Source organism: Mycoavidus cysteinexigens (assembly GCF_003966915.1).
Taxonomy (GTDB): domain Bacteria; phylum Pseudomonadota; class Gammaproteobacteria; order Burkholderiales; family Burkholderiaceae; genus Mycoavidus; species Mycoavidus cysteinexigens.
The window spans coordinates 1,234,223-1,248,030 of sequence record NZ_AP018150.1 but is presented as its reverse complement, the minus strand read 5'-3'; the positions used below and the strand labels follow the sequence as shown (position 1 = coordinate 1,248,030).

Genomic DNA, 13,808 nt, shown 5'->3' with positions numbered 1-13,808 from the left:
AGCAAGCTCTAATATTCCGATCACTGCGAGGGGTTCGTTGAAGACATAGGCACATTGCAAAAAACGTTCAATGCGCGCTCACAATTTTAATGGCGAGCTTAGCAACCATGATCAACGCTGTGATAAAGAGCGCTGCCCCGATCAAAGCTGCAATCAATACATGAAACGGGTTGAGACGTTCAGCATCTTGCTTGGAGTCGCGGCTTTTGCGGATGCCCATAAAAGACCAGAATATAGCTTTGCTGGTTGCGCCAAAAGATGTCTTGCGATCAAGCGTTTTTTTCTCTGGAGAATTCATTCTCATCCCTATTTTCGGTTAGCTACAGTTTTAAGCGGCCAGGCACTGCGCCCTATATTGTAAAGTGACTTGGAAACTCATAAGTGTAGCGTAGCGTTTGATAACCGAATCTGGCGCATCATCCAGGACAGTTTTGCATAGGGTATATGCGTGCGCCAAAATTAGAGAAATTTTTCAAATTTTTTGATACATAAAATCTTAAAAAATGGATTCGCTTTACATAACCACTCATCGGCTTTCCAGAAAAAACTCTTTTTTTAAAAGCCAAAATAATTTCTAATTTAATTTTAAGAGCGTATAGGAGAATATTCATGAAAATATTCAGTAAAATTTCTGAATTTATCCCTTCTTCTAGTTTATTTACCTTGGGTCTGCCTCAGAAAAAATATGAAACTACGCCAGCCAAATCTAAAAGTCCATTTTTTTCTATTCCAAATAAACTGACTAATATAGGCAGAGGCGGTAGAGATTTAGACGCAACACCTAAAGCCGGAAAATCTAGTTTATCCTCTAAATTTAAGGCAATCCCCGCCAAAGGAAAAAAACAGGAAGCTAAGAAGCCGCCTTCTACACATGACCAAACTTCTCTGCATGACAACTCTGCTGAGTTTCTTCGCCCTCAGAAAAGTCAAGCCGTGCAACAACGATACGTACATTTCACTCGATTATCAGAAACTGATGTTTATAGCCCAGAACAAAGAATGAGGCTGGCCGAGGAAAAAAGAAAAGAACAAAGCAATGAAAATACAGTTCAATCTAACGCAGCAATCTATCAATATAAAAATTTTTCAAATTCCACATTACCAGAAATTCCGCGCACCGATTTTTATCTGTCTTTCTCAGAAGAATTCGGAAAGTTAAAGAATCGGAAATCTTCTGTTTTCTCCGATGAGTTTATGCAATCTTTTATACAAGAAGATGTTAATTATATACTTGATAAAATGAAGCCTGCTGCGAAGACGACTAGCGCGTCATCACTGAATGATTCACATAAAACAGACAACCCAAAAACGGTTACATTACAGCAAGCTAAAGCCTTTGAACCAAAAGTTATTAATAATTTGGCTCAAAAACAAAATAAGCGAACAACCGTCGAGTTATCCGCCCAGAAAGTTGTTTTTCGCAAGGCAGACGCATTAAAAGTGCCAAATCCTGCCTTAAAGAATAATAAAGATGAGGAAATTAGTAAGAACAGTCATAGAATGACCGTCGCGTCATTCGCAACTCGAGTTCCTATTGAATACGGACAGGAAGCTCAACCCGCAACCGCGGAATTAGTTCAAATAGCCCGAAGCGCATAAAGCCGAAAACGCTTAGCTTGATGCTCAACAGATTTTTGCGACGTGAGGCGCTTCAATCTTAAAAAGCCTAAAGAAATTGTCACTTGTTACGCGTGCCACTTGCTCTTCATTTTCACCCCGCAATTGCGCAACAAAACGGCCAACATGACTGACAAAAGCCGGCTCATTGACCTGCCCCCGGTGTGGCACAGGCGCTAAATAAGGTGCATCGGTCTCAAGCAGTAAGCGCTCTAATGGAACTTTTTGTGCCAGTTCTTGCAAATCTCGCGCATTTTTAAAAGTCACGATCCCGGATATGGAAATATAAAAATTCAGTTCCATAGCCGCCTGCGCGACTTGCCAACTTTCGGTGAAGCAATGCATCACCCCCCCTACTTTATCTGCGCCTTCTGCGCGCATTAAGGTGAGCGTGTCTTCCGCTGCAGCGCGGGTATGAATAATGAGTGGCTTATTCACCGCGCACGCGGCCCGAATGTGTGTGCGAAACCGCGCGCGCTGCCATTCCATATCAGCCGGCGCGCGCCCTTCTAGCCGGTAATAGTCAAGCCCAGTTTCGCCAATGGCGACCACTTTGGGATGCGCCGCCAGCTCAATGAGCTGCGCTACGCTCGGCTCTTGCACGTTTTCATAGTCAGGATGCACGCCCACTGACGCAAATAGATTGTCATGGGCTTGCGCTACAGCCAATACCTCTGGCAAAGTTTCGAGATCAACACTTACGCAAAGCGCATGGCTCACTGAATGAGTGCGCATGTTTTCAAGCAATTGTGGCAGCCGCTCGATTAGGCCTTTAAAGTTGAGGTGGCAATGTGAATCAACAAACATAGGTATTCCGGTTTATATTAATGATTAAACTCTGCGGCCAACAATAATAAGATCATGCTCTGTCTCATTCAGTTTGGCGACCCGCGGCAGTAGGCCCCAGTCAGAAAAGCCAAGGCTATAGAAAAGCTTTAGACTTGGTGTATTGCGCGCAAACACAAAGCCCAGCACAGTACTAATGCCAAGCTCTGGCGCTGATTCAAGGGCACAAGCCAAAAGATATTTGCCAAGCCCCTGTCCGCGCCAGCTTTCTTCAATATAAATACTCAGTTCTGCGGTCGCGCGATAGGCTGGCCGACCATAAAAATCTGAGAAACTGAGCCAGCCTAAAACAGCGTCATCGGCGCTTTCAGGGACTATTACCCAGACTGGTCTGGCCTTTGTTTCACGTTCCTTCAACCAGGTCACGAGACTTTCGACAGTAATTGGCTCTATGTCAGCCGAGATTTGATACGATGACAAAGTTGAATTATAGATAGCCACTATGGCAGGTAAATCGTCAAGTGTGGCGTCTCTAATATAGAAGTTGACTGACTGAGACATACTCTACGCCTATGTCAATGAATTGTAAAAATAGACCGGTACTCTAAAAACAGTTCTTCAAATACTAAACGCGCATTCAATGGATGGTTTTCAGCCACGCGGCGCAAGTTTACCGTACGAGCATAACGAACTAAGCGCAGCGGATTAAGGTGTTGGGCGCAGCGAGCTAAGGCTTGCTGATCAGCTGGGTGGTAACGGATCTGGTTCGCTAAGCGCAGTGCGGTAAGGTCATATAGCCAAGCTTGCAGCCAACTCAGGACGAGCGGAATCGGTACTTTATGCAAATTTGCGCCACAGGCAAAGGGATCGCATGCAATGCCTGCGGCTAGCTGATCGAGGGCAAAACGCCGTAATGCACCATTTTCGTCGCGGGCATCAGCCAATGCCGTAAGCGGTGAGCCGGCCGCATGCGCTAAAGCGCTAGCGGCATCTTCTAAACCCTGTTCGTGTAACCAATCTAACGCTTGAGAGGGTTCCGGTAGATGCATTGGCCAACGGCGACAGCGGCTAACAATGGTCGGCAGGAGTTGCGTAATTTGGGTGCAAATGAGGAGAAAAACTACATTGACGGGCGGTTCTTCTAGGGTTTTTAATAAAGCATTGGCAGCGGCGGTGTTAAGCGCCTCAACTGGGTGCAGTAAAATCACACGCCGACCGCTGCGATGCGAACCCAAGGCGCAAAAATCCAAGAGCGCCCTAACCTGTTCAATTTTAATTTCTTTACTCGGGGCGCGGGTTTTTTTCTCGGGTTCCTGCGCCTCTTCGCGGCTGGGCTGAGTTGCGGCCGTATCGCTGGCCGCGGGAGCCAGATTTTCTGGGCAAAGAATACGATAGTCGGGGTGATTGCCTGCGACAAACCAATGACAAGCCGCGCATTCGTTACAGGGCTGGCCGTCGGTCAACGGCATTTCGCAAAGCAACCCTTGCGCAAGGTAACGCGCAAAGCTAACTTTGCCGATGCCAGCTTGGCCGTGAAAAAGAAGTGCGGACGGCCATTGGGGGCGTAACGCATAGAGCCGCTGCCAGTCTTTGCGTTGCCAAGGGTAGAGGGTTGGAGTCATAAAAATACAATTACTTCATCTAATTTTTGTTGGATCTCTGCAATGCTTTGGGCCGCATCAATCAACACAAAACGCTCCGGCATTTCTGCTGCCCGGCGCAGGTATTCGGCTCGTACGCGGGTAAAAAACACCTCCGATTCGCGCTCAAATTTATCCGGCGCGCGCGCCAAGCCGCGTCGTTGATTGGCAAGCTCAGGGGAAAGATCAAAAAGCACGGTGAGATCCGGCTGAAACTCACCCTGCACCCAAGTTTCTAATGCGTTCAGGCGAGGCAATGCCAGCCCTCGCCCGCCGCCTTGATAAGCAAAGCTTGCATCCGTAAAACGGTCAGACAAAACCCAGTCGCCCCGCTCAAGTGCAGGCTCGATCACGGTTGCCAAATGCTCATAGCGCGCAGCAAACATTAATAAGGCTTCCGTTTCTAGCTGCATAGGCTGATGCAGCAACAACTCGCGTAGCGCTTCGCCTAGTGCCGTACCACCTGGTTCACGCGTGGTTATAACGGCCGCTTGCGTAGGCTTTAATTTGGCTTCAAGCTGCGCGCGAAACCAACTCAGATGAGTCGATTTGCCCGCTCCGTCGATCCCTTCAAAGGTAATGAATTTACCGCGTGCAGTCATTGCATACCTCGAATAAATTTGTCGACCGCGCGATTATGGTCGGCTAAGTTATTCGAGAATTCGCTCGTGCCATCGCCACGCGATACGAAATACAACGCAGCGCTTAGCCCTGGCCGGGTGGCAGCATCGAGTGCGGCTTGGCCTGGCAACGCAATCGGGGTCGGCGGCAAACCTGGGCGGGTATAGGTATTATAAGGCCCATCCATTTTTAAATCTTTTTTGCGCAGGCGGCCAGTATAGTCGTTTGCTAATCCATAAATAATGCTTGGATCCGTCTGCAATGCCATACCGATGCGTAACCGGTTGGCAAAAACCGCCGCAATAAAAGGACGATCAGTTGGCAGGCCAGTTTCTTTTTCAATTAAAGAAGCCACAATTAATACTTGATAAGGTGTTTTATAGGGTAAATCGGCTGCTCGAGTCGTCCAAGCAAGCATTAAACGCTCTTGCGCTAGTTCATAGGCGCGGCGATAAATACCGAGCTCGCTGGCGTTTTTTTCGAAAAAATAGGTGTCTGGGAAGAACAGACCTTCAGGCTGCGTTTCTCGCGCACCAATAGCTTGCATTAATTGCGCATCGGTCAGATCAGCCACATCATGCGTTAAAGCAGGATGTTGCGCAAGTGCAGTGCGCATTTGCGCGAAGGTCCAACCTTCAACCACGGTGGCGGCATATTGGCTGACATCGCCTTGCGCAATCTTTTGCAGCACTTGATACGATGTAACGCCTTGCTTAAACTCGTAGTTGCCCGCTTTCAGTTGGGTCGTCACTTTAAGCAGGCGCGCCAAAATTTCAAATGGCATTGCCTGCACAGGTAAGCCCTCGCTGCGCAACTGCGCAACTATACTTCTCACCCCGCTGCTGGCCTTGATGGTGACATCGAGCGTATGATGGGCGAGCCGTAATGGCAGGTTCGCCCAGATAAAGAAACCGCTTGCTAGCAGCACAGCAGATGTCGTCACAACGCACAAAAGTTTTACGGCATAAAGTCGCAAGCGCTTTTTTCTTTGCTGTTTAATCACAAGCCTCTCGTGCTTCATATTGAAAAGCCCATATAATACTTGCTTGTTTAGATGGAACGAAGTTTAGCGTAATCTTAAGGCAAAAAATGGAGCATATGACAACTTCTGCTGGCTGGAGCGAAGCACCTTCTCCGTCCTTTAAAAATGTTGCGGATCTTACAGCCGGCGCTTTTACGGTACTCGATCAATTTTCCACTTTGCAGGCTACAGGCCCCGATGCAGCGGTTTTTCTTCATGGCCAATTGACCAATAACATTGCAAAACTCGTAACGGAAAAAACCCAATTTGCCGGGCTGTGCTCAATTAAGGGTCGTTTGCTTGCGACTTTCCTAGTTTGGCGCGCAGCTCAACCCAACCCTGAGGCGGCGGCCGAAACGATTCAGCTTATGTTATCGCGTGATTTGCAAGCGGCCGTGCAAAAACGCTTATCCATGTTTATTTTGCGCAGCAAGGTCAAGTTGAGTGATGTGAGTGCTAGCCTTACGCTAATTGGCTTAACCGGCGCTGCGGTAAAGCTTTTGGCCCCGCTTTTTCCCAACCTGCCAGAGCAAGCGCACAGTAAAGTCGAAAGCGCAGCGGGCACCCTCATACGCTTGTCGGATGTGCCGCTTGCAGCTCAAACCCGCTCTTCCGAGAGCTCTGCCCAACCGACTCACTGCGCGCGTTACCTATGGGCTGCGCCGCAGTCTATCTATAATGCGCAGCGCGCTAGCTTGAGCGCAAACCTTGCCTCACTTACGCCGGCAATTTGGGACTGGCTTGAAATACACGCGGGCGAGCCGCGTATTACTGAGGCCACGCAGGATCAATTCGTCCCGCAGATGGTTAATTTTGAGGTGATTGGCGGAGTAGATTTTCGTAAGGGATGCTACCCGGGTCAAGAAATTATCGCGCGCAGCCAATATCGAGGGACGATTAAGCGTCGTATGATGTTAGCGCATACAGATCAGGCCGAACCCGGCGCAGAGGTATTTCACTCCGCCGATCCACAACAACCATGCGGGATGGTGGTGAATGCAGCACCCGCGCCGGGTGGCGGGGTGGATTGCTTAGTTGAAGTCAAACTCGCGATGCTTGATCCCGCAAGCGGCGGCACAATCCATGTAAAAACACTGGCTGGGCCAGTGCTTAAATGGCTTGCGCTACCTTATGCGCTACCCGCTAGTGGCTCACTTTAAGCGGCCCAGTGGCCGTTCTCGCAAAAATTTGAACGTGCCTAACGCTTTAGCTACAAAAGCACCATTATTATCGCGTACTTCGCCTTCACAATAGACCATTGTGCTGGACTTATGAAGTACGCGCCCGAATGCGCACAAGCAACCTTGCCCGGGTTGCATAAAGTTGGTTTTCATTTCTACTGTCACCACGCCGGTATTGGCTGGAGCGACGCTACGCGCAGCTAAAGCTAAGGCGCTATCCAAAAGTGTCATGGTGACGCCGCCATGCGCAATCTTCCAGGCATTCAGATGAAACGGCTCAAGTGGCAAAAGCAGCTCGCTCTCGCCGTTTGCAGCGTGGACTTGCTGAATGCGCAGCAGGTCGATAAATGGACTGGTAGGAGATTCAGCCGGTGATTTCATCCCGCTCTTTAGCCGCTCACCAAATAAGGCCGTAATTTCTCAGAACGGCTTGGGTGACGCGCTTTACGCATACCCTTAGCTTCGATTTGGCGAATCCTCTCACGCGTTACGTCAAATTGCTTACCAACTTCTTCGAGGGTGTAATCCGAGCTCATATCAATCCCGAAACGCATCCGCAGCACTTTAGCTTCACGCGGCGTCAGCGTATCCAATAAATCCTTAACAGAGTCACGTAGGCCGGAATACAAAGCTGCATTTTCTGGGGTGATAGTGTTCGTATCTTCAATGAAATCGCCCAGATGAGAATCGTCATCTTCGCCAATGCGGGTTTCCATTGAAATAGGTTCTTTCGCGATTTTTAAGATTTTCCTGATTTTGTCTTCAGGCATCGCCATTTCTTTGGCTAAAATAGCGGGATCAGGCTCGCGTCCAGTTTTTTGCAAAATTTGCCGCACAATCCGATTCAATTTGTTAATGGTTTCAATCATATGCACTGGAATTCGGATCGTGCGCGCTTGATCGGCAATCGAACGCGTAATAGCCTGGCGAATCCACCAAGTCGCATAAGTCGAAAATTTATAACCGCGGCGATATTCAAATTTATCTACCGCTTTCATCAAACCAATATTGCCTTCTTGAATTAAATCAAGAAATTGCAAACCACGATTGGTGTATTTCTTGGCAATCGAAATTACCAGCCGTAAATTGGCTTCCGTCATTTCGCGTTTGGCCTGACGAGCGCCTAACTCGCCCCGTGCCATTTGACGATTGGTTTCTTTAAGCTCTTTAAGAGGCAAGACGACACGCGCTTGCAAATCGATCAGCTTTTGTTGCAGCTCCTGAATAGCGGGCAAGCTACGCTCAAGCGTGGCGCTATATGGACGCCCTTTAGCGATGATATTTTTTGCCCATTCAAGATCCGTCTCATGTCCCGGAAAAATCGAAATAAACTCATCCCTCGGCATTCCGCATCGTTCCACCACAATCCGTAAAAGTTGGCGCTCAACCACGCGTACTTCTTCTACTTGCGCGCGCAAGGTCCCGCATAAGCGCTCAACCGTACGAGCCGTAAAGCGAATTGAAACGAGCTCAGCTTGCACTGCTTTTTGTGCTTTTAAATAAGCTTTTGATTGATACCCTTCTTTCTCAAAAGCATGACGCATTTTTTCAAACCAGTCGCCGATAACGGCAAATTTTTCCAGCGACTTTTGTTTCAATTCAGCCAACTGCGCAGCATTTGCCCGCTCGGCCGCAGCACCCTCGTCGTCCTCTTCCTCAGCATCTGCTTCGTCAGCGTCGCTGTCTTCAGCCTCGGTTGAATCAACCTCAGTTTCGACCAATTCATCTCCACCTTCGGCAGCTTCATCGACTAGGCCATCCACCAACTCATCGATCCGTATTTCATCGTTAGCCACGCGTTCGGCCATGGCGAGAATATCCGCAATCGTTGTTGGACATGCAGAGATGGCTTGAACCATGTTCTTCAAGCCCTGCTCAATGCGTTTGGCGATTTCAATCTCGCCTTCGCGCGTAAGCAACTCAATCGTTCCCATTTCACGCATATACATGCGGACCGGATCTGTCGTACGGCCAAATTCAGAGTCGACGCTGGATAAGGCAACTTCAGCCTCTTCTTCGGCTTCATCGTCGCTGGCTACCGCCGGCGCATTGTCGCTCAGTAACAGGGTTTCTGCATCAGGGGCTTGCTCATAAACAGAAATCCCCATATCGCCAAAAGTGCTGATAATATTATCTAGCGCTTCGGTTTCAACTAAATCGTCAGGTAAATGATCGTTAATTTCAGCGTAGGTAAGGAAGCCTCGTTCCTTGCCTAATTTGATCAGCGTGCGTAATTTCGCCCGCCGCTCTTCAAGTTCCTCAGTGGTGCCAGGCTGATGCGACGCAAAGGCATCTTTTAATAAAGCTTTCTCTTTGGCGCGACGATCGCGAGCTTTTGTTTTTTCACCTTTGCCGGAACTTTCTTCTTGCTGTAGCTCATCAGTCGCGACATCAGTAATCGGTTGGGCTGGCGCGGCCTCAACCACGGTTTTGCTTGATTTAGCTTTACCGGAGATAGCTTTCTTCTGCCCCCCGGTGACTTTACTGCTCGCCGTTTTTTCGCTTACCGTCTTTGCCATTACCATTCTACCTTTGCTTTTAAAAATAGCCAGCTAAAACCGACTATTTTAACATGTGAACTTATCTTAATTAAGACTTTATATCTTCTCTACTTGCGAAACCGCTAAACGTTGCTTAAGTTCTGCTGTTTGCTGTAACAATTTCGCAAACTCCACCGCTTCTTCAGCCGATAATTTCAATTGTCTGGCTAAATGCTCACGCCGCTCGCACAGCGAGCTGTAGCGTAACTTAATAATCGCCGCCCGCAATTCCACGCCCGCTAAGCGTTCTTGCTCTTGATAATAATCGGTGTCCATATGCGACATATCCGACTTGCCATGCATCAAATCACGTACATTTTCATCATAGACAAGAATTTCGCGAAAAATCTCCTCAAAAGCTGGCGCATTGCGAGAATTTCTCAATAAATCCGAAAGCACGCTAAAATTTGCTGTGCTGCCGAGCGCCTGAGCGTGTGATAACACCTCTCCAAAAAATGTTTTATGGCGCGTAATATGCATCAGTACATGCCGCTCCTCTTCATCTAAAGTATGCGCAATCCGTGGCCAAGCAATCAGATTACGTAACGCACGTTGCTCATTATCTGTCACGCGACGCCGTTCGCTGCGTACCGGCGCCGTGTGAATGGCTTGCGGCGGCGCGTCTTTAAACTTACATAAAGCCGTGACCTCGGCCAGCGGCAATTCAAGCTGGGCCGCTAATCGATGCAAGATTTGGGCGCGCAAGGCATTGGCCGGCAAGCTTTGCAATAATGGCTTGGCGTCAAATAACGCTTGCGCGCGTCCTTCTGGCTGCGCCAGAAGTTTGTTAGAAAGAATTTCGTTCAACAAAAATTGCGACAACGGCAACGCACCTTCAATCTCACGGGTTAACGCTGCGGCCCCATATTCACGTAAATAGCTATCTGGATCATGTTCCGCTGGCAAAAACAAAAAGCGGATGATCCGATTATCTGTTGCATGCGGCAAAGATGCTTCAAGCGCGCGCCGCGCCGCACGCCGGCCCGCAAGATCGCCGTCAAAACTAAAAACAACTTGATCCGTTTGCCGCAGTAGCTTCTGCACATGATTGGGGGTACAAGCGGTGCCAAGCGTAGCGACAACATTGGGAAAACCAAGCTGCGCCAGCGCGACTACATCCATATAACCTTCCACTACCAGTACATAACCTTTATCGCGAATAGCCATGCGAGCTTCAAACAACCCGTATAACTCACTTCCTTTATTAAATAAGGGCGTTTCCGGTGAATTCAAATACTTTGGCTCGCCATTTTCAATCACTCGCCCCCCAAAGCCAATCACCTGCCCCCGCGGATTACGGATGGGAAACATAATACGGTCGCGGAAGCGATCATAACGGCGCGGCTGGCCTTGCACATCGGTTTTTGGGCTATCAATCACCAAACCCGCCTGGCTCAGCTCAGGCGCTCGATATTCAGGAAATACCGCGTTTAAATTTTGCCAGTTAGCCGGAGCGTAACCGAGCCCAAAACGCGCCGCAACTTCACCGCTTAAGCCCCGCTTTTTCAGATAGTCAATCGCTTTAGTTGCGCCACGCAATTGTTTGCGGTAGTAGTCGCAAGCCTGCCGCATGCTATCTGTCAGGCTGCTTGCCAGATTGCGTGGGTTGGTGGCCACGCCCTGAGGGTGGGCATCCGCCCCATTAAATTGAGGTTCATGCGGAACCGTCAGTCCTGCAGATTGAGCTAACTCCGTCACCGCTTCGACAAACGCAAGCCCCGTATGCTCCATCAAAAACCCAATTGCGCTGCCATGCGCGCCACAGCCAAAGCAATGATAAAATTGCTTGGCCGGACTCACAGTAAAAGACGGGCTTTTTTCTGTATGAAATGGGCATAAGCCCATAAAATTCGCCCCCCCTTTCTTTAACTGCACATATTTACCCACCACCTCAACAATATCGATGCGGTTGAGTAAATCTTGCAAAAAAGCGTGGGGAATCATTATAGAACTGACTCCGATTGGATGAGATCGACTCTCTGGTTATCGGTAAGTGATTGATTAAGCGCTAATGGCTCACCTTGGTGAGCATATAGGCAGACGTTTGCCTAAAGAGAATAAGCGCAGCTCGTTAACGTGCGGATACTAAGGCTGACAGCGCCGCCTTAACCTGCATCGAAACTATAGTCATATCAGCTCGACCTGCCAAGCTGCTTTTCAGCAACGCCATCACTTTACCCATCTCTTGAGGGCCAGCAGCGCTGGTTTGCGTCAGTGCAGCTTGCACTTCGGCTGCAATCTCTTCATTCGTGAGCTGTTGCGGCAGATACACTTGCAAGATAGCAAGCTCAGCCTCTTCCTTAGCCGCTAAATCGAGCCGGTCAGCCTTCTGGAACTGAACGATAGACTCTTTTCTTTGCTTAACCAGCTTATCGATAACGCTCAGAACTGCTACATCATCTAGCTCAACGCGCTCGTCAATTTCCCGTTGCTGAATAGCGGCCAGCAGCAAACGGAGCGCTCCTAGCCGACCTGCATCACGGGCTCGCATAGCGAGCTTGATGTCCTCGTTAATCCGATTTTTAAGAATCACGATTCGCTTTCCATTCACAGTTTATTTCATTCAGAAAAGCAGCAGGCCGACAACGCCGAAAAGATTAGTAGAGCTTTTTAGGCAACATCTGGCTACGCAAACGCTTGAAATGGCGCTTGACTGCAGCAGCTTTTTTACGTTTGCGCTTAGCCGTTGGCTTTTCGCGAAACTCGCGTGCGCGCAGCTCAGTTAAAAGCGCATTTTTTTCAATGGTGCGCTTAAAGCGTCGCATTGCTACTTCAAACGGTTCATTCTCTTTAACGCGAATAGTGGTCATGTGTTTAGCGTAGGTTTATAAAATAGGGCCGTACAAAAAACATCGATTATAGCATATTGAAAGTAAAACGCTGACATATCATCTCAGACGATGCTTCAGAGTGATGTACTTAGGGACCAAATTGTTAGCAGAACTGCCTGGCAAGGGCAAAAATGCTCAGTGCTGATGCATCATTTTTGTGATGTCTTCATCAAAAAGGCCGGTCACTTTCTTGACAAAGGAAGATTCTAATCCCTCGGCCAGCATTTTTTTAGCGCTAGCGAGCGCTTTCCGGTACTCACCTTCCTGTCTCAATTTTTCGTTAAAATTCATAATACTCTCCTGCTTCTCAGGTAATGCTGCGCTTCATAGCTTAAATAACTCTTCAGCTGCTTGAGGGTGCTCAGTTTGATCATTTGAATTCATATACTCTCTAGCATAGCAAAAAAGTACGACCCTGTCGTATCAGACAGGGCCATATTTAAGACGTCCTACTTTGCCAACTTATTATCTCAAGACTCTTCCGCCCTGCGCATTAGAAAACAAAAGGTTCATTTTTCTCGCGCATTTGGCTATCATCCGTCATTTTTATGCTCGTTTTTGGCATCGAAAGTTCTTGCGACGAAACCGGCCTCGCATTTTATGATACAGAGCGCGGCTTATTAGCTCATGCCTTGCATTCGCAAATTGACATGCACCGCGCCTATGGTGGGGTCGTGCCTGAATTGGCTTCGCGCGATCATATTCGGCGGATCTTGCCTTTACTCCAACAAATCTTGCAGCAAGCAGCGATTACGCCTGCGCAGATTGACGCGATCGCTTTTACCCAAGGGCCCGGACTTGCCGGAGCATTACTGGTGGGCGCTAGCGTTGCAAATGGCCTTGGCCTGGCATGGGATAAGCCCGTGCTCGGAATCCATCATTTAGAAGGGCATTTGCTATCGCCGTTACTCGCGAGCACGCCCCCGGCGTTTCCGTTTGTCGCCTTATTGGTTTCGGGCGGCCATACTCAGTTAATGCGCGTTACCGATATTGGCAATTACGAAATGTTGGGAGAAACCCTCGATGATGCTGCAGGAGAAGCATTTGACAAGACCGCAAAACTGCTTGGGCTAGATTATCCAGGTGGCCCAGCCGTCTCGCATTTAGCGCTAAGTGGAACGCCAGGAGCGGTTACCCTACCACGGCCAATGCTTCATTCAAAAGACCTCGATTTCAGCTTTAGCGGCCTTAAAACGGCAGTGCTCACGCATTTAAAGCAATCGGACCAGCCACTTCAGGAGCCGGCCAAAGCAGATCTTGCCCATGGCTTTGTCGCGGCGATGGTTGATGTGCTGACTGCAAAATCTATAAAAGCGATGAAACAAACGGGCCTAGCTCGGCTAGTTGTAGCAGGTGGAGTGGGCGCTAATCAACAACTGCGCACCGCACTTACAGCTGCGGCGCAACAGCACGCATTTGAGGTTTATTATCCAGATTTAGCGCTATGTACAGATAATGGCGCCATGATTGCGCTAGCTGGCGCGCTCAGGTTGCAGCGCTGGCCAGAGCAAGCGCGCAAGCAGTACGCTTTTACCGTACGGCCGCGCTGGGATTTAGCTGCTATTTAGAGT

15 protein-coding genes are annotated in these 13,808 nt (G+C 48.8%); 3 read left to right on the top strand and 12 right to left on the bottom strand.

The features are described 5' to 3' along the window. Positions 1–67: 67 nt before the first annotated feature. The gene (locus MCB1EB_RS05230) at positions 68–298 is read right to left on the bottom strand and encodes a DUF2970 domain-containing protein (protein WP_026920647.1); all 231 of its coding nucleotides are present in this window, start codon (positions 296–298) and stop codon (positions 68–70) included. 311 nt (positions 299–609) lie between these two features. Between MCB1EB_RS05230 and MCB1EB_RS05225 the strand changes: the two genes are divergently transcribed. Then, positions 610–1,599, top strand: coding sequence for a hypothetical protein (locus MCB1EB_RS05225; RefSeq protein WP_045362403.1), 990 nt, complete (start codon positions 610–612; stop codon positions 1,597–1,599). A gap of 24 nt (positions 1,600–1,623) precedes the next feature. Here MCB1EB_RS05225 and MCB1EB_RS05220 read toward each other — a convergent pair whose 3' ends face one another. Genes MCB1EB_RS05220 through mltG form a run of 5 tightly spaced genes read right to left on the bottom strand, consistent with a single transcriptional unit; the run spans position 1,624 to position 5,685 of the window. Then, positions 1,624–2,424 carry a TatD family hydrolase gene (locus tag MCB1EB_RS05220; RefSeq protein ID WP_045362405.1) on the bottom strand — a complete coding sequence of 267 codons (801 nt, stop codon included), beginning with the start codon at positions 2,422–2,424 and terminating at the stop codon, positions 1,624–1,626. A 24-nt stretch (positions 2,425–2,448) separates the two neighbouring features. Then, on the bottom strand, positions 2,449–2,964 hold the full coding sequence (locus MCB1EB_RS05215; protein WP_034956344.1) for a GNAT family N-acetyltransferase: 516 nt from the start codon (positions 2,962–2,964) through the stop codon (positions 2,449–2,451). 14 nt (positions 2,965–2,978) lie between these two features. Further along, positions 2,979–4,025: a DNA polymerase III subunit delta' gene (locus MCB1EB_RS05210; RefSeq protein ID WP_045362409.1), complete on the bottom strand. Its 1,047-nt coding sequence runs from the start codon at positions 4,023–4,025 to the stop codon at positions 2,979–2,981. Next, a complete protein-coding gene (gene tmk, locus MCB1EB_RS05205) occupies positions 4,022–4,645 on the bottom strand; it encodes a dTMP kinase (protein ID WP_045362412.1) in 624 nt (207 codons plus the stop codon). Before tmk ends, MCB1EB_RS05210 begins: the two co-directional genes overlap by 4 nt. Then, positions 4,642–5,685, bottom strand: a complete 1,044-nt coding sequence (mltG, locus tag MCB1EB_RS05200; protein ID WP_052393697.1) for an endolytic transglycosylase MltG — start codon at positions 5,683–5,685, stop codon at positions 4,642–4,644. The genes tmk and mltG overlap by 4 nt, the downstream gene beginning before the upstream one ends. A gap of 77 nt (positions 5,686–5,762) precedes the next feature. Between mltG and ygfZ the strand changes: the two genes are divergently transcribed. Beyond that, positions 5,763–6,845: a CAF17-like 4Fe-4S cluster assembly/insertion protein YgfZ gene (gene ygfZ, locus MCB1EB_RS05195; protein WP_045365633.1), complete on the top strand. Its 1,083-nt coding sequence runs from the start codon at positions 5,763–5,765 to the stop codon at positions 6,843–6,845. Here the strand turns inward: ygfZ and MCB1EB_RS05190 are convergent. The 6 genes from MCB1EB_RS05190 to MCB1EB_RS12010 all read right to left on the bottom strand — a co-directional run bounded on the left by MCB1EB_RS05190 (position 6,837) and on the right by MCB1EB_RS12010 (position 12,528). Continuing rightward, positions 6,837–7,247, bottom strand: coding sequence for a PaaI family thioesterase (locus MCB1EB_RS05190; protein ID WP_045362415.1), 411 nt, complete (start codon positions 7,245–7,247; stop codon positions 6,837–6,839). The genes ygfZ and MCB1EB_RS05190 overlap by 9 nt on opposite strands. 8 nt (positions 7,248–7,255) lie before the next feature. Next, entirely contained in the window at positions 7,256–9,265 is a 2,010-nt protein-coding gene (gene rpoD, locus MCB1EB_RS05185) for an RNA polymerase sigma factor RpoD (protein ID WP_045365636.1), read from the bottom strand. 198 nt (positions 9,266–9,463) lie between these two features. Further along, entirely contained in the window at positions 9,464–11,350 is a 1,887-nt protein-coding gene (dnaG, locus tag MCB1EB_RS05180; protein WP_045362418.1) for a DNA primase, read from the bottom strand. A 127-nt stretch (positions 11,351–11,477) separates the two neighbouring features. Then, positions 11,478–11,939: a GatB/YqeY domain-containing protein gene (locus MCB1EB_RS05175; protein WP_045362421.1), complete on the bottom strand. Its 462-nt coding sequence runs from the start codon at positions 11,937–11,939 to the stop codon at positions 11,478–11,480. A 64-nt stretch (positions 11,940–12,003) separates the two neighbouring features. Then, positions 12,004–12,216, bottom strand: coding sequence for a 30S ribosomal protein S21 (gene rpsU / locus MCB1EB_RS05170; RefSeq protein WP_026920659.1), 213 nt, complete (start codon positions 12,214–12,216; stop codon positions 12,004–12,006). 156 nt (positions 12,217–12,372) lie between these two features. Further along, entirely contained in the window at positions 12,373–12,528 is a 156-nt protein-coding gene (locus MCB1EB_RS12010; RefSeq protein ID WP_161566180.1) for an Rpn/YhgA-type helix-turn-helix domain-containing protein, read from the bottom strand. A 257-nt stretch (positions 12,529–12,785) separates the two neighbouring features. On the opposite strand from MCB1EB_RS12010, the gene tsaD reads away from it, so the two are divergent. Further along, positions 12,786–13,805 (top strand): tRNA (adenosine(37)-N6)-threonylcarbamoyltransferase complex transferase subunit TsaD, encoded by a 1,020-nt coding sequence (gene tsaD / locus MCB1EB_RS05165; protein ID WP_045362424.1) that lies wholly within the window; start codon positions 12,786–12,788, stop codon positions 13,803–13,805. Positions 13,806–13,808 lie beyond the last annotated feature (3 nt).